Genomic DNA, 23,215 nt, shown 5'->3' with positions numbered 1-23,215 from the left:
GGTTACAGACCACCTCCGAGATTTCGGTATGCATATATCGTGCCGAAGATTGCAGCCTTGAGGACGCCGTCCTCGATATTGTTGAGTCGCGCGGCGTTTATCGGCGTGCCTGCTTCTGTAACTGTTCCAGGATCCGCAACAAGCGTCACCTGCCCGACGGATTCGCCCGATTTAGAGTAACGGTTTGGAAACTGTACCGCCCGATCAACCCATGTTGTTTCGTTATATGCCAACGTAGATCACCCCTGTGTCTCCGCATATTGTCGCTCCACAATACAAAAAGCTTTGATACACAAGCAGCCCATACTCCATCAGCAGCTTAACATTTTGCTCCAGCCGGATCGCGTCCGCGTTGTCGAAGCCCTTCCCCTGTGTCCATGTCTCAGCACCTTGATAACCCGGCGGCGTCAGAAAATGCGCCCGTACTGTCTCAAGGTTTTGCTCAATCCGGTTAATATCAGCCAGAAAGTCGATGCTCGTCTTGGTCCGGCCGGTGTTCGTAGTCAGCGACGGGATGCTGTATGAAATGCTGTTGAGGTACGCCGCCACCTCGGCAGTGTTGTTCTCGATCCGGTTAAAATCTGCGGCATTGATGCTGTCGGTCGGCAGCCAGTCCAACTTCGGAGTCAGCCACGCCATATCAGTTCACCACCCCGTGCGCTTCTGTCTTGGCCCGCAAATAGCCTTTATACGTCAGGTCCGTCTTCGTGATAAAGGCGCTCATGCTGCTGCCGTATGTGTTTTCGATCAAGATCACGTCGACCAGTTCCTGCGCGGGATTGCCGCGCCAGTTAATTGCGTATTTGGCCCGGTACGCCTTTTGCGCCAGCAGCCAGTTGGCGACCGCTGTAGCGCGGCCGGAAGAGTTGATAAACGTATTGCCCTCCAGCTTAAGCACGTCGCCCACGTCGACGCCTGCGGCCGTTACCGTCGATACCGAGGAAGTATCAAGGTCGGTCCAGTACGTTACCGCTACCTGCTTGACGATCTTCTCGAGCTCGATCTGCGCTTCGGCGTACATGTTGTCGAGCGTCACCACGTCATCCGGGTCACCAAGCGACAAGCAGCGCAGCGTGATCGTATTGTCGCGCGTCACGAAGATATTCGCGCAGCCGGCGAGGGCGACCATCTGCAGCGCGTTTTTGCACGTCGTCTTTTTGGCGAGCGAGTTGGTCGTGATGCCGGCCAGCGCCGGGTCGATGCTGTAATTGGGTATGCCGCACAAAGCAAAAAGGCTCTCGGCCAGGTCGGCGAGAGACTGCGAATCGGGCGTGCCGTTTTCGTAGTCGAAGTTGGCCATCAAGTCGAGATTGGTCCGCGCGGTGAAAGATGCCGTAAGGCTACCCTCGTCACTGGTCCACTCCCAAAGCAGGTAATTGCCCAGTGGCACGTACTCGATCAGCCCGCCGCCGATATCCACGCCCAACTCCGCGATGACCTGCTGCCGCTGCTGAAGGTATTTGTAAAATCCGGTCGGGTTAAGTATGTTAAATGCCCGGTCGCTGTTGTCGACCGTAAAATCAAACTCCGGCGACGGCAGCTTGCTCCCGGACATGTCCATTTCTTCGATGAGTCCCATGCTGATGAGGTTGTCGTCGGTATATACCTCGACGATGCCGAAGTCGATCTCCAGCACCCGCGCGCGCCGGTCGCCGACACTCCATTTGACGATCTCGACGACGATCTTTTTGTAGTTGAGTAGTTGGCCGAGCGGCTTGGGTTGTGTGCTTGTGTTGCCTGTGACGGTCACGGTGTCGATCACAACGTTTGATGCGTCGTAAGCCGTAACGATGAAGTCAGTCGCGTACTCGCCATTGAATGCGTCAAACGTGATCGTAAGGCCGACGCTGCTATGTGTGGAGCCGAATGTGATCGTGATCGTCGGATGCGACGCAAATTCGCCATCGGAGTCACAAAGCGCGTCGCTGACGTATCCGCGTTCGGCGTTATTGGCTGGCGCCGCATCGTCGGCAAAGCTGAAGGATCCGTCAAGCCGGAAGCGGTCCGTCTCCAGCGTCGCCAGGTTGTATGTGGCGTTGCGATCCTTGTCGATGAGCTGCGCTTTGTCGCTGATCGCCGTCGCCTGCGTGGTCACGGTGATGTTGGATACGTCGCCGGCGGCTGTGACGTCTGAAATGTCGAAGGTGACTTTACCGGCGACGCGCCGCGACGGCGCGTATACCGCAGCTTGAAACGCTGGAGAAACGGGATACATGCGCCGTCACCTTACCTTTCGATAATGTTGAATTTTACGTCTTTATACCGGGGGGCTCCATTGCGATAATCCATGACCGGCATGCTCCTGCCGCCTTTGTAAAAAAGTGCTGTTCGTAAAAGATTGTCAACAGGGTCGGTATATGTCACATTAAAAAATGTTGGTTTTATTGCATTCAGAAGCTGGGAAAGTTGTTCTGCAGTGAGAAAGGACCACGAAAGTTCAAACTTGGCTTTTGTTGCGACAATCTCCCCTATCATGGTCCCTCGGGCATTACGATCCCATTTTCCGATGTCCTCTTCGCCGGGCGTCATTGCAGATGGGGTAGGCATATCAACCCCGTTGATTATCAAAACCGCCACCCCGATCCCTCCTACGTCGTCGTTATCATTGCGCTGCCGATACGGCCATTTTCCTTCGTCGTGAACGGATTCAGCACTCGAGCGAGCGTGGTGCCGTCAACCTGAATTACGATGTCACCTTGCTGTGAAGTCTGGTTTGAATTCATCAAATCTGAAGCTGCCATGATCGCGGTACCGACTGCCGACTGGATCATATCAAGCAGTCCATCGAGCGGCGACACCACTTCTTCGCCGCCGGGATTGTCGCCGATCATAGCCACCATGGGGCCGGTTGTGATGCCACCCTGAGCGAGTCGCGGAATGGAAGGGATGCTAATCCCGAACCCTTTTCCGCCGAGTCCAGGTACCCAATCGGGTATATCGAAATGAATCTGGTTCAATCCGCTTATCACCGCGTTGATCGAATCGATGATCAAGTTCAATGGCGTTTTAACGATCGCGTACAGGCTGTCAAACACGCCGCGGAAAATATCCTTTACGCCATCCCAAGCTTTCTGCCAGTCGCCAGTGAACACGCCGGTGATAAATGTCATAATTCCGATCAGCGTTGTTTTCAGGCCGTCAATGACTCCGCCAATGATCTCGAAAACCTGCGTGAACGTGGTCAAGAGGGCCCCGCCAACAAACTTCACAAGCGGTTCCAGGACGTTATTCCACAAGAACACGATTGTTTTTGTCAAAGCTTCGAATACAACCTTCAACACGTCGCCAATAAACGCAGCGAGTGGCGCAAGCACGTATTCCCACAAAAATGAAAAAACAGCCGATAAGGCTTCGACTGCTGGGCCAAACACTTCTGCGATAAACGCGCCAAGCGGGACAAGAACGTTTTCCCAGAATGCCACTGCAATGTCGGCAACGAACTGGAATGCGACGCCGAGGACTTCACCCAGGACTGTCGCAAGTGGCACGGTGACGTTTTGCCAGAACCAGAGCAAAAAGTTACCGAGGGGCACCAGAACGTTCTTCCAGAGCCACTGCGCAGCTGAACTCGCTACGTCCCACGATGCAACAAAGGCGCTCGCAAGCCATGAACCGAAAGGAGAAAGGACGTTTTTCCAAAGCCATTCCGCAGCTGTCGTTACCGCCTTCCACGCAATCGGCATAACTTCAGCTAACCATTTTCCAAATGGCACCATGACATTCTGCCATAGCCAGGTCGCAACCTCGCCTATTTTTTGCAATATGCTGTTGACCGTTTCGCGGAATGTTTCGTTTGTCCGGTAAAAATAAATAAATGCCGCTGAAAGCGCGGCGATCGCAACGACAACAAGTCCTATGGGCGAGAGTATTGCACCAACCGCTGCAGCGATTCCTTTTAACCCACCAAGAATAGTCCCGAAATTGTTTACTGCAAAAACCGCACCCAGTGCAATCGCAACACCACCAAGAGCGGCGATAATAATATCGCTATGCTCCTTGATAAATGCAGATATTTCGCCGTATGCTTCTTTCACTTTTGCCGCCATCGCTTGCACTTTTGCAGATACGTTTTCGGTTTCATTGCCGATGTCGGACAATGCAGATTTATCGGCGGTCGGATCTGTGGCCATCGAAGCAACGCCACCTGAGCCACCATCAGATGAATCGTTAAGGTTATTCACCTCATCAAACCCTGCGACTGATCCCTCTGCGGCCTTTCCGGCAGCGTTATATGCATCGCCCAAGTCATTTACTGCTGACGCTTGACTTGTGATTGCTGCTGTTTGTTTCTGGGCCTTGTTGCTTCCGAAAAGCGCCTGCGTGAACTGAGCTACAGCATTCATTGCAGTCGCTAAAGCACTGGCCATCTTCGTAAGTGCAGGCAAAATGATGTTGTAAATGGGGAGGAACGCCTGCCCTAGTGCGAGTTGCGCATTCTTGAGTTGTGCGACAAATTGCTGTTGCTTTGAATTCGTATTGTTCGCCACGGCGTCGCCGTATTTCGTCGTCGCTTGTTCCAGAATCCCGAATAAACGTATTTGCTGCTGCGTTTGAAAATCGAGTTGCTGCCACGACTTTCCATTCGCAAACTTCTTGAAGGCGTTCGTCGATTCGATCATCGATACGTTGACGTTGATCCCGAGGTCCTCGATGGCCTCCGTGTTGCCGAGGAGACCGGACCGGATCCGCTCCATCGTGTCCTCCATCGTCCGGCCCGTCGCGCTGGCGACGACAGCTGAAGCCTTGAGCAAATCCGTCGTATATTTGGCGGTGGTAGCCGTGTCTTTCGCAAACCCACTAACCAAATTGGAGTATACTGCGCCGAATTTGAGCGCATCAGACCGGCTCATATTGAACGCAATTGCACTCTCATTCGCCCAATCCTTGAATGATTTTGCATTGGCACCCAGCGTCCGTTCGATTTGCCCCATGGCCGCTTCAACGTCCATTGCAGATTTGACGGAATCCTTTATAGCCGCGCCGATGCCAATCGCTGCTGTTGCGGCAACGATACCTTTCAATGTTCGGGATACGCCGGCTTTAAAATTGTTCAATTCCTGTTGAGCTTGCCTCACACCTCTACGCATGCCCGATGCATCGAAACCGGCCCTCGTCATCAAATTTTTGACGACTGCGATGATAATCACCCTCCTTTCTTCTTAACGCCACCAACTGACGCGATAAGATTCTGATACATCTGCTCGGGCGTCTGCTTTGCTCTCTTCTTGGGTTTGTCCTCCTGTTCCAGAAGCTTTTTCAAGTCAGGCATTTTTTTCACCCGTTGCCACAACGCTGTCAAATATGCAGCAGTTATCTCGTTGTCGTTTTCCCGCTTGACCTTCTCCCCAAACGCTTCAGCATACAAAGCCAACTCATGCGGAGTCATGTCGTTGTATTCGCTCAGCGGTATACCGATTCGAATCGCTGCCTTTAGCGACTCCTCCCAGTCCCATTCGCTCTTCGTTGCTGGCGATTCTGCGCCGGTTGTTTCGCCGGCGCTTGCTGGTTTCCCTCAATGCCGCCTGTCGCGTTTTTCATGGCCTCCTGCAATTTTTCCATCAGGTAATCGTAAGATGGAGCGTAATCGAGAATGTCCTCCATCATGTCGAGTGTCAGCGTTTCGCCGTTCTCCTGAGCATCACGAGTCAATCCATAATAGAAAATCTGCTCCAACTCTTCGAAGTTTAGGTCGCCGCTTTCCATGTCCTCCATGCTCTTGCCGGACAATGCCGACATCCTCTTCAAGGCTTTATGTCCGAAACGCAGTTCGCGTGGCCTGTCGAGTTCGATGATGACAACGTCGTTTTTGTTCTTGTTCATAGCGTCCGTCCTTTCTGTTCGGAAACAGCTTGTTGCAAATCTATTTCAACCTCATCCGCAACCAACTCAAGCGATACAGTCGTGAGGTTGTTCACGCCGACAAATACGTTTACAGATACGACTTCTTTCACTTCCTCGCCGTCGATGAACACCTTTCCTTGTCCATGTCGAGGCGATTCGATCTTGACCTTCATATGATCCCTCCAATGCAACAAGGCAGAGCCGCAGCCCTGCCCGTTGTCTGTTTTTTAGCTGGTTTTGAGTACGACAACTTCGTAAATGACTGGCGTTTTCCCCGACTCTTTGGCGATGATTGTCAGTTTCTTTGCGACACTAATCGTCAGCGGGATCGATGCCGATGCAACCGCCGTCGTCAGGTCTTGCGAGAAGACGCCGTCGATGTACAACTTGATCTCATGATCTGCCGCCGTCGCCGTTACTGTGACGTTGGTCGCCGACACGCTATCGTAGGTGTAATAGGTCTTAGAATTCGAGAAGGTTGGGGCCAGTGTTCCTCCGGTTCCGGTAAGAGAAAGTCCGGATAGGCCGGCGCTTGCGGTTGTGGTGAATTCCGCCTCTCCCGACACTTTCAACGTGAATTCAAAACCAAGCAGTTCTTCCAATTCTGCCGAACCGGCCTTGTAGCTTGTAACGATAGCTTCGCCGATCCAACTGGCCCCAACGGACGGAGGATAGATGATTTCAAAAGGTACTGCTTCACCCGAATTACGAGCTGCCAAGAGCGCCGATTGACCAGCATCGCCGGATTCGAAGTATCCCGATCCACCGATTTCTCCATCGTCCAGCCAGGTTCCGATAAAAGTCTTGCGCCGTCCAGCATTGTCGAGTGTGGTCGTTTCCGTTGTGTCCTGCGTCAATTCGGGCGGATCAATAGATGTGAGCCCGGCCACGTAACTCAAACCGATTTTCAATTTCGTACCCACGGAACGTTCAGGCAATTCGGTCTACCTCCTTCAAAAATAAACTTCAAATGACAAAGCGGATTTCATGAGCTTCGTTTCCTTGTCGTAAAACTCTCGGGATGCACGAAGCGTTATTTCTTGAATGAACGGTCCGCTCGTTCCGATCAAACGACCTTCAAAACTGGCGAGTTTGGCGACGACCGCTGCTGTGACTTGCTTCAGACTGCCGTACGTTCCAGCCACAACGTTAAGTTCCACCTCTACCGATTTACCGGCCTGGTATCCGCCCATCGTCTTTGTGGCGAGCCCTTCGCTCGACTCGTATTCAACGTACGGCACTCTCGCCGACTCAGGTGCCTTGAGGTGGTGTACCTTGTCCGTCAAGCCTGTTATCGCAGTCAATTCAGCAGTCATCGCAGTTTCAAACAGCATCGATCATCACCTCTTTTTCAAGACCTGGTCTATGGCTTTTGCGGCAACTTCAACCATCTTGCTTTCAATTGCAGTTTTGTTCTTCACCAGCGAATTCTGTAGGTAGTGGTAACCCTCGACATATCCGCCGTCCGCTTTTTTGAACCGTGATTCCTGCGAAGCTGGATAGTAAGCGCGCTTCCCCGCTTTTGAGACCCGAACGAAATCTTCGTTCATTTCCGGGTTCATAAGCACGTCATAAACCTTTTTCCCCGGCGTCGTCCTGCGTTCACCTTTCATGATGATGCCCTTCTTTAGAGTCCCTTTCCTGACAGGCGCTCCAGCTTTCGCAGCCTTAAATCCAATCGCGGCACCGGCTCTCGCCGCTTTTGTCGCTACAGTCTGCGGCACATTTCCCAGTCGTTTGAAAGTTCGCTCCAATTCTGGCATGCCATCAATCTTGTATTTCGCCACGCATCATCCCTCCATCGGATAGCGTGAGCAAACCAACTCCAGCACCTCGCCGTTTTTCGAATAGGTTCGGATGATGTGATATTCGACGCCGCCGTACTTGACTTTCCTTTCGTCCCTGTACTCAATCTCTCGAATCTCAAAGACGGTGTCCGGTTTTAATCCAACGGCGTGGGCTTGGTAAAATTCCGATAGCCGCGCCGATTTCTTGTTCGCAAAAACAGAACGAACCGTCTCCGGTCCGTCAACGAGTTCGTTGAATTCGTCACGAACCTGCGTCACCGTCACCAACTCAACCGTGTCCCGCCACATCATGGCTCATCATCCTCCGGCTCGACCGTGTATTCCTGCGACAACGTGAGGTGAGCCTTGAGTGATTCATAGGACGTTCCCCACTTCGATGCGTCCGGATTATCCCAGCCGAAGTTGGCCTTGACGTAAAGAGACACCGCCCGCCGGATAAGCGAGTCGGTGTCGTCTTGTGTTTTGGCAGCGAGCACGCCGGAAAGGCGAAGATCTCCGCGAGCGGCGTCGATCAGGTCGTTGATTTCGTCGTCGAAGGCCGTGTTGCTCAGGCTGATGCGCAGGATGGGTTTCAATGCTTCCAGCATGCCGCCACCGCCTTATACGAGCAGATAAACGTCGACCTGCGTGCCGTTGAGCGCGCTGCTCAGCGCCATGGTGTTGTTCTCGAGCGCAGCGGCGTCGACGGTGACGGTCGGCAGCGTACCCTCTTTGGTCTGGTTACGGAAAGCTTGATGCACGGTGTTATGGGCCAGCTTGTACGGGATCCCCAGTTTCGTGCCGTATCCGAGCGAAACTGTTGCGCCGGTACCGTCCATCGGCGGCTGCGTGTACTTCGTGATAGTCTTGAATGCCTTGTTGCCAGATACCGTTGTTGCCGAATCGGCCGTAAATGCCGGCAATGTCTCCGTAATCGGTTCATCTGCGAAGTTCGTACCTTCGACGATGATCTGTACCGCCTTGATGTCGCCCGCGGTACCGCCAGATGTAGCAGTCACGTTGCGCGGATATGTCGGGTTCGTGATTCCTGTTGTAATGACTTGCTGAACACCGGTGTCAGTCACGGCGGCATGGCAGGCGGCGGAGGTGCCGAGCACTGCGTCGGCGGCCGCGATGACAATATGAGCATTGAAGGCGCGATCTACAGTAAACCGGCCTGCATCAGTTTTGATTTTCCCGTTTTTAAACGCTCGCGCGACTCTGTTCATCGGTCGCGATCACCTCCATGAAGATAGGGGCGACAAGCGCCCCTTCTGGATTATTTTTTCTTGATGCGGATAAATCCGTTCTTCGACACAACGTTACCACCAACAAAGATGCTCGAACGGTGAGCGATCATGCCTTGCTTGAACTTGTAATCGGTCGAGCGCTGAACGTCGACATCGCTGAAGATCGTCAGCATATAGTTGCTGAGAGGTCCATAGGCCATTGCATAATCGCCCGTTTCGCTCTCGGGGTCGGTAACGGCAATACATGCGCTGTTGATGATGAACGGAACGCCGTTAATCGTGCCAGTATTGCCGTTCGACTTGACATCGTAAATCTTCTTGCTGCCAGTATCGTCGTAAAGAGTGGCGAAAGCTTTCAGGTCCTTTTTGTTAAGAATCAGGACCGCGGCATCCTCGACGTCTTCATCACCGCCGAAGCTGTACATGATTTCGTCGAGCGTTGTTTCATCGATCACGTCGATTTCGAGGTCAGTACCCGAATCGATAGCCGTTGCAGCGGCCGAGAAAATCCCCGCAAGGTGGTTCGTATTACCGTCGCCAACGAGAATTTCACGGGTAATCTTCTTTCGAGTGGCGATAGTGATGCCCTTCATGACTTCCGCATCGTAATCGGCCGGCGGCAGCTTCAGCACTTCTTCGGAGTCTTCGGCATAGGCCGTAACTTTCGATTTGTTGATGTTGGCATATCCAAAAGTCGGCTCTGCCGTTGCGTAATCGTTGCCCTCGGTCGTATTATCTCCCGTTCCGTATCCTGTCACGTACGGTTGACGGAAGCTTTCGCCGCCTTGCAGCGGCTTGTGCGTTACCCGATCGATCAGGCTCGATACTTCGTTGAACGTCGGCCGGATATCGCTGGCATCATGGCGCGGCATGATTACGTTGGACGAGCCGACCGTGACGGAACGATTTTCTTTCAGCGCCTTGCCGCGTTCTTCCGCAACCTTGCGAGCTTCCTTCGCAGGATTCGGGACTTCGCCGCCCGGCACGAATTCGCTGGTTTTGCGGCCTTCGATGTCGCCGGCATTGATGCCCTTTGCGAGTGCTGCACGTTTTTCGCGCAATTCGATTTCTTTCATTTCGTCGTCCAACCCGCGCAGCTCAGTTTGCAGCTTGTCCAGATCAACCTCTCCGTTACCTTCAAGCTGCTTGCGGATTTCCAACTTCCGTGCCGCGATTTGGGAGAGTCGTTCAGCCGCCGGTGTTTCAGCAAATGTTTGCAAGTCGAGTTTCAAAGCGAATTTTCTTTTGTTCACGATTGATTTCATCCCTTCGATTTTGGATTTACAAGTACGTTTGCAAAGCTAACTTCCGCCGCAGTTCCGCATCTGCCGATGCTTTAGCCGCTGCCGCAGCTATTTCTTTCACCTTCTCAATCTCCGTCTCGAAGGCCGAACGTGCAGAAATGGAAGTGGTATCATACGCGGGAATATCCACCGCGGACACGTCGTAAACTTTTTTGATGCGCAACACGGTGCGGGTGCGGGTCTCGGAATCGTACGACGTTTCTTTCGTCGTATAGGCATAGCTCATCCGATCGATGTAGCCGCCTTTGATTTCCTGATATAGCTTGCGGCCTTCATCGGTACCGTCGAGCCGGGCCCGAATGAACAAACCTTTGTTGTCGACCTTCATTTCGAGCGTCTTATTGCGCGTGCGAGCCATTACCTTGCCGCCGTGGTTGTAGTTGAAAATTACGTCGGACATATCGGCTTCAGCAAGAGCTGTCGGAGCGACTTTTTCCTTGTACTGCATGTCGCCATATTCCCATAGCACGGTTACCTCGTTGAAGCGAACGGCGTACCCTTCGACATATAGCGCTTCGGGATCATCGTCATTCTCGCCGAGTTTGGAAGCGCGGATTTCAAATTCAAATTCGCGAAACTCGCGATCCTTCCAGCGAGCGTTAGGCGTTTCAGTTGTCGTCTGGCTCATCTTCGTCATCACCCTCCTTCACCGGCTTGACCGGCGGTGTTTTGTTGCTCGGATTCACTTCTGCAGTATCCAAGCGCCGGATCGGTTTGTCTCCACCTTCGATTGGCGGCATATTCATGGCTTCGCGCCATTCGTTTGGCGTCATAGCTCCGCGGTCGACCATTTGCATCAGGTCGAGTTTCGTTTTCACACTGGCATACTGCAGCCGGTTCGCTTCGAAAACAAACTCGTTACCGTGCGACTTTTCATTACCAGAAAACACCTTCGCCGTGACTTCAAGGCTGGTTTGCACAGCGAATTGCGGCTCGATAACGGATTCGTAAAATGCATTCCATTCATCTTCCGAGTAGCTGGACGTGACGATCTTCTCGTTTACGCCAAAGAACTTGTAAACCTTCTGCTCGATCAGCGCCATTTGTTTGGCATCGATCATCTTTGGTTCACTATTCATCGGGACGAATTCAGCCTTCACGTCCGTCGCCGCAATACCTCCGCCGTTTTCCGGGTTCAGGTAATCGTTGATAAAGTCCTCGGTTTGCTTCTTCCGGTCGGCCGGGTTCAGGTTTTGGGTGAACTTCAATATCCCGCGCACGAATGCCGACGACTTAATCGCGTTGATAATGCCTTGATTCGTCGCATGGATAAGCTCCAGCGTCGGGAGCAACGGCTTTTCATTGCTGCTGCCGAAGTCGGAATCGGCATAATAAAACCGACGCAGATGAATCACGTCGGCATAAGGAATTGTATAAATCACGCCTTGCTTCGTTTGAAACTTGACAAACGTTTCACCGAGAGCTTCGATCATTTCAGCGAACACGCAATCCATGATGTAAAATCCACGAATGCGGTACCGCTCCATAGCATCGGCTCGATCGACTATGACAAACGCATTCGAACGAAGTAGCAGCTGCGAAAACACTTTGTACCAGAAGATAAAGGCGTTTTCCTTCGCGTTAGGCCGGACACTCAGCAAATACTCGACATCGCTGTCGACGTGCTTGATTTGCCCGCCAGTTCGCCGTATGTGCCTCGCCTTTAGCTTCGCAGCGTTCCGGGCAATCGCGTCCACGGTCGACCGCACGACATCGCTCTCATACGTATTATCGCCGAATGGCGTAAACACCGGCTGGTACCCGTTGAAGAATCGCAGCCGCATCACATTGCGAATCGCGCCAGCAAACCGACTGAACACTTTTTGGAACAACTCATCACCTCCCTCATATAAGGTTCATGTACTCTTCACGGTGCCGCTCGAGCGCGACGTAGGCGTTGAGCAGCGCCGCGGTACCGTCGATGCGCCGCCGCTGGTTCTTGCCTTTGTGCGGCTGGATTGTCAGGTTCTTCAGGTCCAGGTCGACCGCTGTATTCGATAAGCACCATTTATCAACCGGGTGGTTGTTGTAATTGACTAACTTCGCTCCCAGATCGGCGCCGAGCAACTTCATCGGTGCGGAAAGCGTCTGTTTGCCTTGGGCCACCGCTTCCATCGCATTGCCGCCGAAGTGTTGCTGCATTTCTTCGACCCAGTACACGGCCGAGTATCGGTCATATCCAACCCATGGGATGTAAATGCCGTATTGCTCTTGGATCTCGACAAACCATTCCGTGACGTATTTGTGATGTACCCTGTTGCCCGGCGTCGTCCGCAGCAGTCCACGGTCACGCCATTTGTCGTACGGAATGCCGTCTTCCTCGGTCCGTTGCTCGAGCAAGTCGGCCGGAAGCCAGTACATTTGTAGCACGTAGACTGTCGGATCTCCGCGGCGCATCGCGATAACCTTCGCAGCTGTAAGGTCCGTCGTTTCGGATAAGTCGGCGCCGCCGATGCCGTATTTCAGACCGAGCTTTTCCACCTCGAACGTCGCTTCGTTGTTCAACTGCTCGAATGTTAGCCACGCTTCGACCGATGTTTCCCGGACGTTGAAGTCCTTGCACAGAAGGTTCTTGACCAGCATCGAGTTGGCTTTCGCCTTGTTGACTTTCGTCTGCAACTGGTCGACCTTCTTGATTGTTCCCAGCCCTGGATTGGCCTTCGGCCACATCGCCGGATCTGTCCATTCCGTCCGGTTATCGAGCTCGTAGATGATCGGCAGGAACCTATCGTCGTGATAGCCTTCCGGATCTTCAAAGCCGTTCAGCAGCTTTTCTGCTTCCTCGTACTTCGTGTCGTAAACTGCGCCGCGGACGGTTCCGGCCGTCGTTATCATTACGATCAGCGGTTGCTCGCGCGAGCTTGTGCCGTCGACGATAACGTCGTAGAGATTGCCGTCTTTCCACGCGTGTATCTCGTCCATGAGCGCACCGTGCACGTTGAGCCCGTCAAGGGTCTCAGAATCGGCGCCGAGCGGCTTGAACGAGGAATCATTCCAATCCGATACCAACTCGCTCACAAGGGGCTTTATGCGCTTCAGGAGCGATGGAGATTTCTTTACCATACGTTTCGCTTCGAGCCAGACCAATTTGGCCTGATCTTTCTTGGTTGCGCAGGCGTATATTTCTCCGCCAGGCTCGCCGTCGGCGATCTGCAGATACAAACCGATACCCGACGCAATGGTCGACTTCCCGTTTTTCCGGGCAACGACCAAAAGCACCTCGCGGTATTTGCGGGTGTTGTCAATTTTATGGACAAAGCCGAATGTCGCGGCGATGAACGCTTGCTGCCAGAGTTCGAGATCGATCGGCCGCCCGCCCCATTTGCCTTTCGAGTGCTTGCAGTAATTCTCGATAAACTCAATGGCGTGGTTGGCGCGCTTCGGATCGTATTCGTATTCTGATTCGGTGTCGTAAACGTCGGCTGCGAGCTTCTTGTAAATCCGCCTGACCTTGTCGCCGACTACGACGCGGCCGGCATGAATTTCATTCCAGTACGTGATGATCGGGTTGTGCTCGGCCGGATAAACTTTGCGCAGCGCGCTCATCGGTTATTCACGAACTCGTCGAATCCATCATCCCCAGCATCCTTCGATCCGCCACCATCACCCTTCGGCAGCATATCCGAGAGTTGCTTAATGATGCTCTGATAGTTTTTGTTGAGAGAGTTGTATAGACGCGCGACCGGCCGCTCTCGCTCGTACGCTGCCGTCTTCTCGGATTGGGTGAACTGTTCGACATATCCGTTTTCGTCAAGGTCCGCTTCATACTCCTCAAGCGTCACCCTCATGAAAGCGGCGCGGCGAATCAACCCGTCTGCAATAACCATCTGATCTTTCGGCAACTTCTCGTAAGTTTTGCGAAGTCGCTTCTCCTCGTTCGTTACCTTCGTTTTCTTCGCCGCTTTTGCCCGAGATTTGGCGCGCTCCTCAGCCGTCATTTTTGCCATGTTTTTTCACCTCAGTTCAGTTAGGGGGGCCTCGCGCACGACCTGTGTATTCTACGAATGGGCCCACACGGTCTTTCTTTTGCCCTCTTCGCTTTTTCGATAGGGGGGGTGCTGCCCTGTTTTTGGCAAACGCTTTAGTTGAATAAAGCGCGTGTCTGTCAACACTTTTTTTCGATTTTTCGAAATTTTTTTTCAATCAACCCGGTACAGTTGGTCCATCGCAATATTGTCTTGTCACAAGAATCGCGCCACCGTGATCTTTCAAAATGCCAATAACTTCTGCTTTGGTGTCAGCGTCCGATCTTTCGAACATCAATGCTGTTGCAGATGCGAGAGCTTTGAATAAGTCGAGTTCATTTAAATGCACCTGCACTTCGAGCTTATTGGGCGGCGGCTTAATCACTGAACTACCACCAGTTGGTGGGTTCCCGTTTGGTCCAGTTACCCTTGGTTGCATCCTCGCACCTCCACTAAATTCCCGTACTCATCAAACCGTAGCCCCTCTGCTACTACCGGCTCATGACTTCCCATGTGCTCCTTGTTGTGACAATCCTGACACAGATACTCCAGCAGGTCATGGTTGAGCGATATGCTCGGATCGTTGATGTTCTGCGGCGTAAGCCATACCGTATGATGCACAATCTTTCCAGGTGCGCCACATCGCTCACATAGGCCGAATACCTTGGCGATGTATGCCGCTCTGCAGATGAGCCATGCTTTCGAGTTGTAAAATGCTCGAGCCCAGCTTTTCATGTACGTACTTTCCTACTCCACTTCCCCGTTCGCGCACTGGTTTTAGGCGCCGCTCGTTGTGGTCTGTTTGATCGTGGCGGTGGAACGATTCTCGCAGTTGGTTTTGTACAACACATCTGCATCACCCTTTCTTTGCATATAAAAAAGCCGCCCAATAATGAGCAGCTTCAATATTCATGCCGCCTTACTTCGAAGTATCGATCCGACGCTTCAAGGAATGCGATAATGTTTCCGTTGTTACTCGCCGGCAGCTTGGCGAAATGCTCATCAACCTGACGCGTCCATTCTTTTATATCAATCCCCCAAGCACGTATTTTCTCAATGTGCTGGTGAATGAACTCGCTTTGTTTTTCTGAAACGCGCATATGTTTCTTATTTAAAAAAATTTCGAATATACGCAGATAGGTTTTCACATAAGGATCGTTACTCTTCGAAATCGATGTATATGTTTTTTTATCTCTTTCTTTAATATCTTTATTTATTTGTATGTCTAACGAGTCATAGGCACCTATGTCTAACGAGTCATAGCTAGGTATGTCTAATGAGTCATAGGCATCGCTGCTTTTTGAAGCAATTTTCGGGTTTATGCGGATAAGCCGTTGACCAGATTCGTATCGCTCCAGCAACACTCCGCTATCAACAAGCGCGATAAGTTCGCGTGCAGCTTGGCGTTGATTGCAGTTTGTCATCTTCGCGAGATACGACTGTGTGAAATAGGCCCACGGCTCACGAAACCCGTATGTCCGACGGATTACAGCGTGCACGATCCGGAACTGTGTCATGTTCAATTCGGCCGTCATCAGCCAGTCCTGCAGCGGATTGGGCACCATCGTGAAGTTCTCGGGACTGGTCATCTGGTGACGCTCCCCTCCAGACGTTTAAAGTTTTGCACCGGTGACATTTGATCTCGGCGTGGCCTGATATCCGGCCGAGCATTTTGCCGCAGTTGGAACAGCGGAAATCATTCAGCATTGTTTTGTCCACTTCCTTTGTAGCGATTTATTTCAAGTGAACCTAACCGAGATATTGGCTCTTTCCTTACCAATCCTAAAGGCTATCGATGCAATGGTTTCATAAGGTCCATAGGGTTATTTGGGTGGTTGATAGTGATCCTTATTTCAAATAAAAAAATGAAGGTAAAAAAAGACTTTGTGTCGAAAGAAATAAAATTAAGGAGATGGTTATACGTGACAACAATTGATAATATCGATGGATTTTTCAGTTCTATCCTCAGAGCATCTGGCCAATTCACACATCAAACCGTTTATCATGCGACCAAGATTAAACTCATCCAGAATCCAACTGGCAATATGCATTGTCCTAAGTGCGGAGATACTCGAAAGATGATTATTTCAAGTCTCTACCTTTCCACTAACAATGAAGCGTTAGATCAAATGGGACTCTATTTGCTTAACAAAGGTATAACAGATAGCTTCGATGAAATCTTTCCCAAGAAGGTTTTTGCCGCATTGACCCCTTCTTTATGGAATTATACCTGTAATCAATGTGACAGTGTGTTTAACTCAGTGATTTATCACGGTCCTACTGGGATATCTCTTGTTGTGCTATCTTCTACATATGGAGGGTTTTCGACTCCGAATACTCCCGAAAGTGTTTACTACTATTTAGACCAAGCAAATAAAGCTCATTTGATAGGTGCGAATAGTGCTGCGATGGCAATGTACAGGGCCGCTCTTGAGCATATATTATTCAATCAAAATTTCACACAAAAAATGCTCGGCCCCAAAATCAAAGCACTAAACGATGCCATCATGGCAAGAACTGCTCCGAAATGGGCGAATGAATTAAACCCTAAAATCCTTGAGCTAATAAACAAAATTGGCAATGGTGCTATTCATCCTAATGATGGTGACGTAAAATTGCAAAGCAAGCTCGATACTGAACTTTTAAAGAACGTAACTATATTGTTTAAAGTTCTATTGTTTGTAATTTACGAAGCTGACAACAAAATGGATAGTATGATAAAAGCTTTGGTTGATGTTTCAGATGTTTTCTAAGCCTCTTCAAGAGATCATGATAATTCACCATAATATTTTACAATTTCTAAGGTAAATTTTAGGGGGTTCTGCAATTGAGAGATTCACAGTTCGCTGAATGGCTTCTTTACCAAGTCAGGATGCCACCGCTCGCCTTGTATTGAGGCACATTCTCATAATTGCCGTTGCTCATCGCATTTCGGACGGCCGTGCGATGCATCCGGTTCCACAGCTTGCGATTGTCTTTGCTCTCTTTGCACCAATGCTGGTGCCGCAGCATTTTTTTCTTCTCGTCATAGTGTTTGTCCTTCAACAAGGATACCACCACCTTTATCGCGGGAGCCGGGAATCGAACCCGGGCCAGTAGCCCTTCGTGCCGCAGCATCCAATTACCCGCCATGATAAAAAGGAGCAAAGGCGCTCTCGTTCGCCCCTGCTCCTTGATTCGCTCAATCGCCGCCTCATACAACATATTGAGCATTGCACATATGCCACGGTTTTGGAGATAGCTGCGCTCCCTCGCTCGGCGGACGCTACTAACCGTGAAAAAGTTGTCCCACGGAGACGAACAGCAAAGACGAATCACCGCGAAAATGGTTTGCCGCGGCTGCGCGCATAGCGGCGGCATAATGGTCAGGGCATCGTTGCCCTTGCGGCGTCTCCTTGTTGTTTTTGCCTCTCATATATAGTGTGCTGTCTGGTGACAAAATTTCGGCGTTTATATCAGATTATGAGATGAAACCCACGAACGAAGGTGACCGCAGCATACCGCGCTGTGTCCAGTTCCGGATTTTAACCCTCGCACGGATCGCCGGCCGTAGATAAACGTGCTCCCGATCCTCAGCAACGACAAGTTCTTTCGCCGCGGCGTAAAACGCGGATTTTTGCTTTGGCGTCACTCCCAACTCGATCACGCCCGCCGGTCGCCCTTCGTGAGACGTGAGCCAGCCGAATTCATTCTTGCGGTACCCGGTCAAGAACACGTCGACGTACGTCCAGTTTATAACCTTCAACCACGCAGCCGACCGGTTGCCAACGTAGACGCTATCCTTCCGCTTGGCGACCATCCCCTCCAGCTTCAGCGACCTCACCTGGTCATATAACGCTTCGCCGGCGCCGTCGATGACTGGGATTTTACCGATAGCCGGACACGCAGACAGGTCCAGCTCATTCAGGATCCGTTTACGCTCGAGCAGCGGGAGAACTCGCGTGTCCCGATCGCCGAGCCGAAGGACGTCAAACGCAACGAAGTTGGCCGGCAGCGTCGTGGCAAGCTGCTTCACCTTTAATTCCTTCCGAGCCGAAAAACGCTCCATTACCAACTCAAAATCAACAGCGCCGGTCACAGGATCCGCACAAGCGACCTCGCCGTCGAGAATGATATCGGCCGGATGCGTAAACGCCGCGATCTCCGGGTACTGCCGCGTGCAGTCAGTCCGGTGCCGCGTATATAGCCGCGTCTGGCCATTGATATGGGCGAGTATAAGCCTATGCCCATCTATCTTGGGCTCGAAGATGTATCCAGGGTCACTGAACGGCTCAGGCGCCGTTTGGAGCAGCATTGGGGGAATGAACATATAAATCCACCTCTAAGGCGATTATAACGCCTGTGGTAGCCATCCAGTGGCGGGAAGTATTGGGTTTTCAAAGAGCATCTATGTAAACGGGAACGTGCGCAGTTCCCTCGAAGCGGATATCCGCGACGCCTCTCGGCGTTTCGGCCGGTGTCCCTCCGGCCATCATCAGGCGGTTTGCATTTCCCATTGCGTGGCGATGAACAATCGTTCCTCATCCGTAAAATCACCATCCACCGTTGCGCCGTCGTTGTTTGCTTTGAGTTTGAACCGGCGGCCGTCGTATATTCCTTCCGCGATCCATTCGGCCAGAACGTCGAATGTGACGTCTCCGAACTTTTCCGGAATATCAATGCACTCATGACACAAGTCATGTTCGCCGATCGGATACCCCGCCGCCATAACCGTAATCCGTTCAATCGTCACGTCATCATTCTCGATCTTGCCGCACTTTTCGCATTTTCGTTCCACCATCATACCTCTATACCCTCCTTGGGGAGCCGTTAGGCTCCCGTGATTAGTAATCCGCCCGGACGTAACCCTCATAAATTTTAACCACGAACGATCCAGACCAATTGACGAATCTGACGCGAATAAAACCGTCTAATACTTCAACAACTTCTCCGTTGTCTCCGTGCATCACGGAATCACCATGAATACGAACCTTGTCGCCTTTTTGCATCCCCATTACCTCCCAGCGTTCGCCCGCCGGCATTTTCTCGGCACACTTATCATCGTGCACTTCCCAGCATCACTATCTTCGTAAACGGCGATCATCACGCCAGCGTCAAACATGAGCAGCGGTACGATCAGGTTCCCATACACGGCATAGTCCAGGTGCCTAAGTCCCTTCAATCCGCTCATGGCGGTCACACTCCATTTATGTTAAGATTGGGAGGAGGGAGCGGCTAACTCCCTCCAGCAATTCACTTGCGACGTTTGCCGATCATGCGGAGGTACAGGTCGTACGCCCGCTGTTCGGACACCGTGAGCGCGTACTCCTCAAGAATTCGCGCTTCACGTCCCTTGAACTCCTCCCGAGTGATCCGTCCCAGCGCCATCTGTTCGCGGGCCACTCGCAGGAGGTGTTCGCGTTTTTGCAACTTGTCGAAGGCTGCCATCACCAACTTCTCCATCTTCTCTTTCACCCCTTTCGGAAGCTCATGTTTCACTTCCTGTATTTAATATACCATTTACGATACAGAATGTCAAACAAATTATTTGACTTTCTGTATTTTATTTTCTATTATATGTACATACGATATTGAAAGGAGAATGTACATGCCATTCTCGTATAAGCCACTATTCAGACTTCTACTCGAACGAGATATGAAAAAAACCGATCTGCGCGAAGCAATCGGAATTGGACCGTCGACACTGGCTAAGTTTGAAAAGGGGGAAAATGTATCACTCGAGGTAATTGATAAACTTTGCACACATTTTGGGGTGCAGCCGAATGATATTATGGAACACATAACCCAATCCAAAGTAAAAAGGGGCTGAATTTAGTTGTCTGGTTATGTCTACATTATCGAGAACGAATTCGGCCGCGTGAAAATTGGTTCGAGTATATATCCTGATGATCGAATACGGATGATTGAAACTCAATCTGGAAGCGTTACTACCAAGAGATTCATTTCCGATCAGCGGGAATATTATAAAGAAACCGAAAAAGCACTGCATGAAAAGTTTGCTTCTTCCAGAGCTGTCGGAGAATGGTTTGACGTTCCTTTTAGTACAGCCGTCGAAGCTTTTCATCAAGAACCACAACAATACCAACGTACTAATAGCAAAGGATCGCGTAGCGGTATGGTAACTGGAATAAGACTGAAGCTGGACAAACTGCTTTTTGATAAGCGTATGAGCGCAAACCAGCTCTAAAAAATGACGGGCATACGATACCCTACGGTACTGGATATGGAGAATAACGTAAGCAAAGCATGGTCGCCGGAGAACTTGAACAAGATTATGGCCGCGCTGGAGTTGAGAGATATCGGCGAGTTAATCGAATACGTCGAAGATAACAAAAGCTCCGGGCATTGAGCCGCGGAGCTTTGTTTTTATTGGGTTTATGTATTGTGTGTTTCAAAACATATGACATTGGATATGTGATTGCGCACCGTTTTTTCACTGATAAACAGTTGCTGCGCGATATCCTTGGTTGTCTTATCCTGCACCAGAAGCTCAAATACTTCGCGTTCCCGATGCGTCAACAAAAATTTGCTTTTGTGGTCGCTGCCCTTCAAAGTGTCACCCCTCCTTGCTTGGGATTGATGTTAGTTACAAGGTAAAGGGATACAGTCAAATTCATAGTATGAAGGGCCAAGGCCGTTTGTGCTTTCGACGGGAAAAATGGGCAACTGCGATTTGGCCGCGGTTTGCAGGCGCCAAAAAAGAGTTGACAACCGGATGAGATTGTAGGAATATTTTGGTTGTCATACGATTAAGGGGGTTAAAAATTGAACACGAAATTAAAACGGCGTTACGCAAGTCTAATATTCCCTTTGGGCCTGGCTCTTGTATTGGGCGCTTGCAGCAGTTCATCGAATAAAGAAGCTGCGGCTCCGTCCGTTTCGGCTTCTGCCAGCGTCAGTCCGAGTCCCAGTCCTTCGCCTGCCCCAAGCGCAAGTCCCAAAGCCGCAGCTGCGACTAGCGCTGCCCCGAGTCCTTCCGCTTCGGCAAGCTCTTCGGGTAAAGTGCCCGCCGCTTCCCCTGTTCCAGGTTATGTTAATTTTGGCGATCCCGAAAATAATATCAGCCTGCAGTATCCGAAAGATTGGACCCTGCGCACCGACGTGCCCGGCGTTGCGATGGCGGCCCTTTCGCCGCTCGATGGAAAGACGGATACGTTTCAAGAGAACGTCACTTTGGTTGTCGAGGATTTGAAGGGCCAGGCGATTGATTTGAAGCAGTATATGGACATATCCAAACAAAATCTGGCCAAAGTCATCACCAATTTCAAGCTGCAGGACGAAGATACGCTTACCGATGAAGGCCATTATGTTACCGGATTGCTGGACTATACAGGAGTCCAAGGCCAGAGCAGTCTGTTCTGGCGCCAAGCCATTGTCATCAACAACGGCAAAGCTTATTCCATAACCTATACCGCAACCACGGCTGACCCTCATAAATACGTCGATCAATTCGCCAATATAGCGAATACGTTCCGGATCAATTAAGCCGTTGTCCAAAAAAAACCGCTGCCCGCCGGCTTCAAGTACCGGAACGGGCAGCGCTTTTTTTATTTGACGGCTTGTCCCGGCGGCAGCGGGTTGACCGCTCCGGCGCGCATCGGTACGATGCGGCTGACGGCAGTCGACAGCTGCTCGATCAAACCGGCGATCGGACGTCCGCTGCCGACGGCTGTCGACACGTCCTGGATGCGCCGTACGACATCCGGATTCGCGGAAACGTATACGTCCTTGATGGACGGGTCGTGCTGGCGGATGGTTTTGGCGATGTCGTTTTTTTGCGCGTCGCCGGCTTCGGCCGGCTGCATCGCGCCATCGCCGGACCGCCCCTGATGGGTCAGAATGACCGCGACGTAAGCGTTGTTGCCCATCGTCAGCACGGTGGCCGCGCTAACGCCGCCCATCGCCACAATCGCATCCGCCAAACGGCGGTTGTTATCAATGCTTCCGACGACAGAGCCCATGGGGTTCGCCGTCGCGGTGGAAGGCGAGGCGCTGTCCGGCAAAATGCCGTTCGGCGTCGAAAGCGCCACGTAGCCGCCGGGCGGCATGTCGTTGCGCATCTGGCGCACATGATCGCTGCCGATTTCCGTCGCGCCGTTCGCGCGCTCCTTGCCGCAGCCCGCAACGGGCAGCGCCAGAACGAGCAGGACGAACGCCGCCGCGGCTAAAGACGTAGAAGATGTTTTCATACCGCTTGCTCCACCTTTCTTCGACTCGAAATTTCGCCTACTACTGGCCGATGAACTGCTGCGTGAACATTTTGCCGCACGTGCCGCCGTTTACGATCCCGATGCCGATCTCGGTAAATTCGCTGCTCAAAATGTTGGCGCGATGCCCTTCGGAATTCATCAGCGCCTGGTGGGCAGCTTCAACCGACTGGTTGCAGGCGATATTTTCGCCCGCGGTGCGGTAGGTGATGCCGAACTGCTTCATCATGTCGAACGGCGAGCCATAAGTCGGCGACTGGTGCGAGAAGTAGCCGTTGTCGGCCATGTCCTTGCTTTTCGTACGGGCGACATTCGCCAGCGCCCCATTGACGGTCAACAGCGGCAACCCGGCCGATTCGCGGGCGGCGTTGACGAGATCGACCATCTGCTGTTCTTCGGCGCTCAGTCCGTTCTGCGGCGGAGCCGACGGCTCCGGAACCGGCACTGGCGTCGGCGTCGGGGCCGGAGCAGGGACGGGAGTCGGCTTCGGTGCGGGCTGCTTCGGAAGCTTCATGTTGGCGTAAGCCCACAGGATCGATTCAAGCGTTTTGTTGTCGACGGCGCCGGTTTTGGGCAAGCCGTAGCGGGCCTGGAATTTCTTGACCGCGGCCGCCGTCTGGGTGCCGTAGTAGCCGGTAATCGTGCCGTTGAAATAACCGAGCGACTTCAACATGCCTTGCACGGCGTACACGTCGCTGCCGCTTGCGCCTTGTCCGAAGGCGGCCGCCGTCGCCGCCGGCACGGTGACGAGCGCCAGGCACAGCAGCAGCGCGGCCAGCGGCAGCAGCTTCCGTCGGCCGGCGGAGGAACTGGAATTCATGGCATCTGCTCCTTCTGTTGGGATTACGCTTACTATCCCCT

35 protein-coding genes are annotated in these 23,215 nt (G+C 52.0%); 5 read left to right on the top strand and 30 right to left on the bottom strand.

The features are described 5' to 3' along the window. Positions 1–2 precede the first annotated feature (2 nt). From EXY20_RS16875 to EXY20_RS16770, 22 genes are all read right to left on the bottom strand, one after another. Complete coding sequence (locus EXY20_RS16875) at positions 3–233, bottom strand: hypothetical protein (RefSeq protein WP_135553236.1); 231 nt, start codon at positions 231–233, stop codon at positions 3–5. Then, entirely contained in the window at positions 223–639 is a 417-nt protein-coding gene (locus EXY20_RS16870) for a hypothetical protein (RefSeq protein ID WP_135553234.1), read from the bottom strand. Before EXY20_RS16870 ends, EXY20_RS16875 begins: the two co-directional genes overlap by 11 nt. Position 640: 1 nt before the next feature. Beyond that, a complete protein-coding gene (locus tag EXY20_RS16865) occupies positions 641–2,215 on the bottom strand; it encodes a hypothetical protein (protein ID WP_135553232.1) in 1,575 nt (524 codons plus the stop codon). 11 nt (positions 2,216–2,226) lie between these two features. Beyond that, positions 2,227–2,577, bottom strand: coding sequence for a DUF6711 family protein (locus EXY20_RS16860; RefSeq protein ID WP_235886037.1), 351 nt, complete (start codon positions 2,575–2,577; stop codon positions 2,227–2,229). 11 nt (positions 2,578–2,588) lie between these two features. Further along, a complete protein-coding gene (locus tag EXY20_RS16855) occupies positions 2,589–5,147 on the bottom strand; it encodes a phage tail protein (protein WP_135553230.1) in 2,559 nt (852 codons plus the stop codon). Continuing rightward, positions 5,144–5,386 (bottom strand): hypothetical protein, encoded by a 243-nt coding sequence (locus EXY20_RS16850; RefSeq protein WP_135553228.1) that lies wholly within the window; start codon positions 5,384–5,386, stop codon positions 5,144–5,146. Before EXY20_RS16850 ends, EXY20_RS16855 begins: the two co-directional genes overlap by 4 nt. A gap of 44 nt (positions 5,387–5,430) precedes the next feature. After that, entirely contained in the window at positions 5,431–5,820 is a 390-nt protein-coding gene (locus EXY20_RS16845; RefSeq protein ID WP_135553226.1) for a hypothetical protein, read from the bottom strand. Then, positions 5,817–6,014 (bottom strand): hypothetical protein, encoded by a 198-nt coding sequence (locus EXY20_RS16840; RefSeq protein ID WP_135553224.1) that lies wholly within the window; start codon positions 6,012–6,014, stop codon positions 5,817–5,819. Before EXY20_RS16840 ends, EXY20_RS16845 begins: the two co-directional genes overlap by 4 nt. 54 nt (positions 6,015–6,068) lie before the next feature. Next, positions 6,069–6,779, bottom strand: coding sequence for a phage tail tube protein (locus EXY20_RS16835; protein WP_135553222.1), 711 nt, complete (start codon positions 6,777–6,779; stop codon positions 6,069–6,071). A gap of 15 nt (positions 6,780–6,794) precedes the next feature. Continuing rightward, a complete protein-coding gene (gene gp17 / locus EXY20_RS16830) occupies positions 6,795–7,175 on the bottom strand; it encodes a tail completion protein gp17 (protein WP_135553220.1) in 381 nt (126 codons plus the stop codon). Positions 7,176–7,181: 6 nt separating this feature from the next. Further along, positions 7,182–7,628, bottom strand: coding sequence for an HK97 gp10 family phage protein (locus tag EXY20_RS16825; protein WP_235886034.1), 447 nt, complete (start codon positions 7,626–7,628; stop codon positions 7,182–7,184). A gap of 3 nt (positions 7,629–7,631) precedes the next feature. After that, positions 7,632–7,940, bottom strand: coding sequence for a phage head closure protein (locus tag EXY20_RS16820; RefSeq protein ID WP_135553218.1), 309 nt, complete (start codon positions 7,938–7,940; stop codon positions 7,632–7,634). Beyond that, positions 7,937–8,236: a phage head-tail connector protein gene (locus tag EXY20_RS16815; protein ID WP_135553216.1), complete on the bottom strand. Its 300-nt coding sequence runs from the start codon at positions 8,234–8,236 to the stop codon at positions 7,937–7,939. Before EXY20_RS16815 ends, EXY20_RS16820 begins: the two co-directional genes overlap by 4 nt. A gap of 12 nt (positions 8,237–8,248) precedes the next feature. Then, positions 8,249–8,857 (bottom strand): hypothetical protein, encoded by a 609-nt coding sequence (locus EXY20_RS16810; RefSeq protein ID WP_135553214.1) that lies wholly within the window; start codon positions 8,855–8,857, stop codon positions 8,249–8,251. Between the two features lie 50 nt (positions 8,858–8,907). Next, the gene (locus EXY20_RS16805) at positions 8,908–10,098 is read right to left on the bottom strand and encodes a phage major capsid protein (protein ID WP_328592551.1); all 1,191 of its coding nucleotides are present in this window, start codon (positions 10,096–10,098) and stop codon (positions 8,908–8,910) included. A gap of 61 nt (positions 10,099–10,159) precedes the next feature. Continuing rightward, positions 10,160–10,810: an HK97 family phage prohead protease gene (locus tag EXY20_RS16800; protein ID WP_135553210.1), complete on the bottom strand. Its 651-nt coding sequence runs from the start codon at positions 10,808–10,810 to the stop codon at positions 10,160–10,162. Beyond that, complete coding sequence (locus EXY20_RS16795; RefSeq protein WP_135553207.1) at positions 10,791–12,014, bottom strand: phage portal protein; 1,224 nt, start codon at positions 12,012–12,014, stop codon at positions 10,791–10,793. The genes EXY20_RS16800 and EXY20_RS16795 overlap by 20 nt, the downstream gene beginning before the upstream one ends. 13 nt (positions 12,015–12,027) lie before the next feature. Continuing rightward, complete coding sequence (locus tag EXY20_RS16790) at positions 12,028–13,719, bottom strand: terminase large subunit (RefSeq protein ID WP_135553376.1); 1,692 nt, start codon at positions 13,717–13,719, stop codon at positions 12,028–12,030. Positions 13,720–13,724: 5 nt separating this feature from the next. After that, a complete protein-coding gene (locus tag EXY20_RS16785) occupies positions 13,725–14,129 on the bottom strand; it encodes a hypothetical protein (RefSeq protein ID WP_135553205.1) in 405 nt (134 codons plus the stop codon). 196 nt (positions 14,130–14,325) lie between these two features. Further along, complete coding sequence (locus EXY20_RS16780; RefSeq protein ID WP_135553203.1) at positions 14,326–14,586, bottom strand: hypothetical protein; 261 nt, start codon at positions 14,584–14,586, stop codon at positions 14,326–14,328. Next, the gene (locus EXY20_RS39845) at positions 14,571–14,882 is read right to left on the bottom strand and encodes an HNH endonuclease (protein ID WP_135553201.1); all 312 of its coding nucleotides are present in this window, start codon (positions 14,880–14,882) and stop codon (positions 14,571–14,573) included. Before EXY20_RS39845 ends, EXY20_RS16780 begins: the two co-directional genes overlap by 16 nt. A 167-nt stretch (positions 14,883–15,049) precedes the next feature. Then, positions 15,050–15,736 (bottom strand): replication protein, encoded by a 687-nt coding sequence (locus tag EXY20_RS16770; RefSeq protein WP_235886029.1) that lies wholly within the window; start codon positions 15,734–15,736, stop codon positions 15,050–15,052. 333 nt (positions 15,737–16,069) lie between these two features. On the opposite strand from EXY20_RS16770, the gene EXY20_RS16760 reads away from it, so the two are divergent. Next, positions 16,070–16,900 carry a hypothetical protein gene (locus EXY20_RS16760; RefSeq protein WP_135553195.1) on the top strand — a complete coding sequence of 277 codons (831 nt, stop codon included), beginning with the start codon at positions 16,070–16,072 and terminating at the stop codon, positions 16,898–16,900. Between the two features lie 106 nt (positions 16,901–17,006). Here EXY20_RS16760 and EXY20_RS16755 read toward each other — a convergent pair whose 3' ends face one another. The 5 genes from EXY20_RS16755 to EXY20_RS16740 form a co-directional block, all read right to left on the bottom strand. Then, positions 17,007–17,195, bottom strand: coding sequence for a hypothetical protein (locus tag EXY20_RS16755; protein WP_135553192.1), 189 nt, complete (start codon positions 17,193–17,195; stop codon positions 17,007–17,009). A gap of 412 nt (positions 17,196–17,607) precedes the next feature. Continuing rightward, positions 17,608–18,456, bottom strand: coding sequence for an ATP-dependent DNA ligase (locus EXY20_RS16750; protein WP_135553190.1), 849 nt, complete (start codon positions 18,454–18,456; stop codon positions 17,608–17,610). A 165-nt stretch (positions 18,457–18,621) separates the two neighbouring features. Continuing rightward, positions 18,622–18,930 carry a hypothetical protein gene (locus tag EXY20_RS16745; protein WP_135553188.1) on the bottom strand — a complete coding sequence of 103 codons (309 nt, stop codon included), beginning with the start codon at positions 18,928–18,930 and terminating at the stop codon, positions 18,622–18,624. Between the two features lie 40 nt (positions 18,931–18,970). Beyond that, positions 18,971–19,135: a hypothetical protein gene (locus tag EXY20_RS39010; protein WP_167859301.1), complete on the bottom strand. Its 165-nt coding sequence runs from the start codon at positions 19,133–19,135 to the stop codon at positions 18,971–18,973. Between the two features lie 244 nt (positions 19,136–19,379). After that, a complete protein-coding gene (locus EXY20_RS16740; RefSeq protein WP_135553184.1) occupies positions 19,380–19,589 on the bottom strand; it encodes a hypothetical protein in 210 nt (69 codons plus the stop codon). Positions 19,590–19,728: 139 nt separating this feature from the next. Between EXY20_RS16740 and EXY20_RS16735 the strand changes: the two genes are divergently transcribed. The 3 genes from EXY20_RS16735 to EXY20_RS40650 are packed head-to-tail and all read left to right on the top strand — an operon-like array spanning position 19,729 to position 20,496. Further along, entirely contained in the window at positions 19,729–19,956 is a 228-nt protein-coding gene (locus tag EXY20_RS16735; RefSeq protein WP_328592547.1) for a helix-turn-helix domain-containing protein, read from the top strand. Between the two features lie 6 nt (positions 19,957–19,962). Then, positions 19,963–20,334: a GIY-YIG nuclease family protein gene (locus EXY20_RS16730; RefSeq protein ID WP_135553180.1), complete on the top strand. Its 372-nt coding sequence runs from the start codon at positions 19,963–19,965 to the stop codon at positions 20,332–20,334. Positions 20,335–20,337: 3 nt separating this feature from the next. Further along, positions 20,338–20,496, top strand: a complete 159-nt coding sequence (locus EXY20_RS40650; RefSeq protein WP_135553178.1) for a helix-turn-helix domain-containing protein — start codon at positions 20,338–20,340, stop codon at positions 20,494–20,496. A 26-nt stretch (positions 20,497–20,522) separates the two neighbouring features. Here EXY20_RS40650 and EXY20_RS16720 read toward each other — a convergent pair whose 3' ends face one another. After that, positions 20,523–20,699, bottom strand: coding sequence for a helix-turn-helix domain-containing protein (locus EXY20_RS16720; RefSeq protein WP_135553176.1), 177 nt, complete (start codon positions 20,697–20,699; stop codon positions 20,523–20,525). 213 nt (positions 20,700–20,912) lie between these two features. Between EXY20_RS16720 and EXY20_RS16715 the strand changes: the two genes are divergently transcribed. After that, on the top strand, positions 20,913–21,632 hold the full coding sequence (locus EXY20_RS16715; protein ID WP_135553174.1) for a PsbP-related protein: 720 nt from the start codon (positions 20,913–20,915) through the stop codon (positions 21,630–21,632). 62 nt (positions 21,633–21,694) lie between these two features. On the opposite strand, the gene EXY20_RS16710 is transcribed toward EXY20_RS16715, so the two are convergent. Continuing rightward, on the bottom strand, positions 21,695–22,336 hold the full coding sequence (locus EXY20_RS16710) for a YhcN/YlaJ family sporulation lipoprotein (RefSeq protein ID WP_135553172.1): 642 nt from the start codon (positions 22,334–22,336) through the stop codon (positions 21,695–21,697). A 40-nt stretch (positions 22,337–22,376) separates the two neighbouring features. Then, positions 22,377–23,174, bottom strand: coding sequence for a CAP domain-containing protein (locus EXY20_RS16705; protein WP_135553170.1), 798 nt, complete (start codon positions 23,172–23,174; stop codon positions 22,377–22,379). Positions 23,175–23,215: the final 41 nt, after the last annotated feature.

Origin of the sequence: Paenibacillus cymbidii (assembly GCF_004764705.1) — a bacterium.
GTDB lineage: Bacteria > Bacillota > Bacilli > Paenibacillales > NBRC-103111 > Paenibacillus_AN > Paenibacillus_AN cymbidii.
This window is presented reverse-complemented; position numbering and strand designations above follow the sequence as displayed.

Bases quoted from the DNA above. Each gene is read 5' to 3' on its own strand.
- EXY20_RS16815 (WP_135553216.1), bottom strand. From the start codon at position 8,236: ATGCTGGAAGCATTGAAACCCATCCTGCGCATCAGCCTGAGCAACACG.
- EXY20_RS16750 (WP_135553190.1), bottom strand. From the start codon at position 18,456: ATGTTCATTCCCCCAATGCTGCTCCAAACGGCGCCTGAGCCGTTCAGT.
- EXY20_RS16820 (WP_135553218.1), bottom strand. From the start codon at position 7,940: ATGATGTGGCGGGACACGGTTGAGTTGGTGACGGTGACGCAGGTTCGT.
- EXY20_RS16780 (WP_135553203.1), bottom strand. From the start codon at position 14,586: ATGCAACCAAGGGTAACTGGACCAAACGGGAACCCACCAACTGGTGGT.
- EXY20_RS40650 (WP_135553178.1), top strand. From the start codon at position 20,338: ATGACGGGCATACGATACCCTACGGTACTGGATATGGAGAATAACGTA.
- EXY20_RS16800 (WP_135553210.1), bottom strand. From the start codon at position 10,810: ATGAGCCAGACGACAACTGAAACGCCTAACGCTCGCTGGAAGGATCGC.
- EXY20_RS16865 (WP_135553232.1), bottom strand. From the start codon at position 2,215: ATGTATCCCGTTTCTCCAGCGTTTCAAGCTGCGGTATACGCGCCGTCG.
- EXY20_RS39010 (WP_167859301.1), bottom strand. From the start codon at position 19,135: ATGCAAAAAGGCGACAAGGTTCGTATTCATGGTGATTCCGTGATGCAC.
- EXY20_RS16770 (WP_235886029.1), bottom strand. From the start codon at position 15,736: ATGACCAGTCCCGAGAACTTCACGATGGTGCCCAATCCGCTGCAGGAC.
- EXY20_RS39845 (WP_135553201.1), bottom strand. From the start codon at position 14,882: ATGAAAAGCTGGGCTCGAGCATTTTACAACTCGAAAGCATGGCTCATC.
- EXY20_RS16850 (WP_135553228.1), bottom strand. From the start codon at position 5,386: ATGACTCCGCATGAGTTGGCTTTGTATGCTGAAGCGTTTGGGGAGAAG.
- EXY20_RS16845 (WP_135553226.1), bottom strand. From the start codon at position 5,820: ATGAACAAGAACAAAAACGACGTTGTCATCATCGAACTCGACAGGCCA.
- EXY20_RS16785 (WP_135553205.1), bottom strand. From the start codon at position 14,129: ATGGCAAAAATGACGGCTGAGGAGCGCGCCAAATCTCGGGCAAAAGCG.
- EXY20_RS16840 (WP_135553224.1), bottom strand. From the start codon at position 6,014: ATGAAGGTCAAGATCGAATCGCCTCGACATGGACAAGGAAAGGTGTTC.
- gp17 (WP_135553220.1), bottom strand. From the start codon at position 7,175: ATGCTGTTTGAAACTGCGATGACTGCTGAATTGACTGCGATAACAGGC.
- EXY20_RS16745 (WP_135553188.1), bottom strand. From the start codon at position 18,930: ATGATGGTGGAACGAAAATGCGAAAAGTGCGGCAAGATCGAGAATGAT.
- EXY20_RS16710 (WP_135553172.1), bottom strand. From the start codon at position 22,336: ATGAAAACATCTTCTACGTCTTTAGCCGCGGCGGCGTTCGTCCTGCTC.
- EXY20_RS16810 (WP_135553214.1), bottom strand. From the start codon at position 8,857: ATGAACAGAGTCGCGCGAGCGTTTAAAAACGGGAAAATCAAAACTGAT.
- EXY20_RS16735 (WP_328592547.1), top strand. From the start codon at position 19,729: ATGTACATGCCATTCTCGTATAAGCCACTATTCAGACTTCTACTCGAA.
- EXY20_RS16740 (WP_135553184.1), bottom strand. From the start codon at position 19,589: ATGGAGAAGTTGGTGATGGCAGCCTTCGACAAGTTGCAAAAACGCGAA.
- EXY20_RS16705 (WP_135553170.1), bottom strand. From the start codon at position 23,174: ATGAATTCCAGTTCCTCCGCCGGCCGACGGAAGCTGCTGCCGCTGGCC.
- EXY20_RS16870 (WP_135553234.1), bottom strand. From the start codon at position 639: ATGGCGTGGCTGACTCCGAAGTTGGACTGGCTGCCGACCGACAGCATC.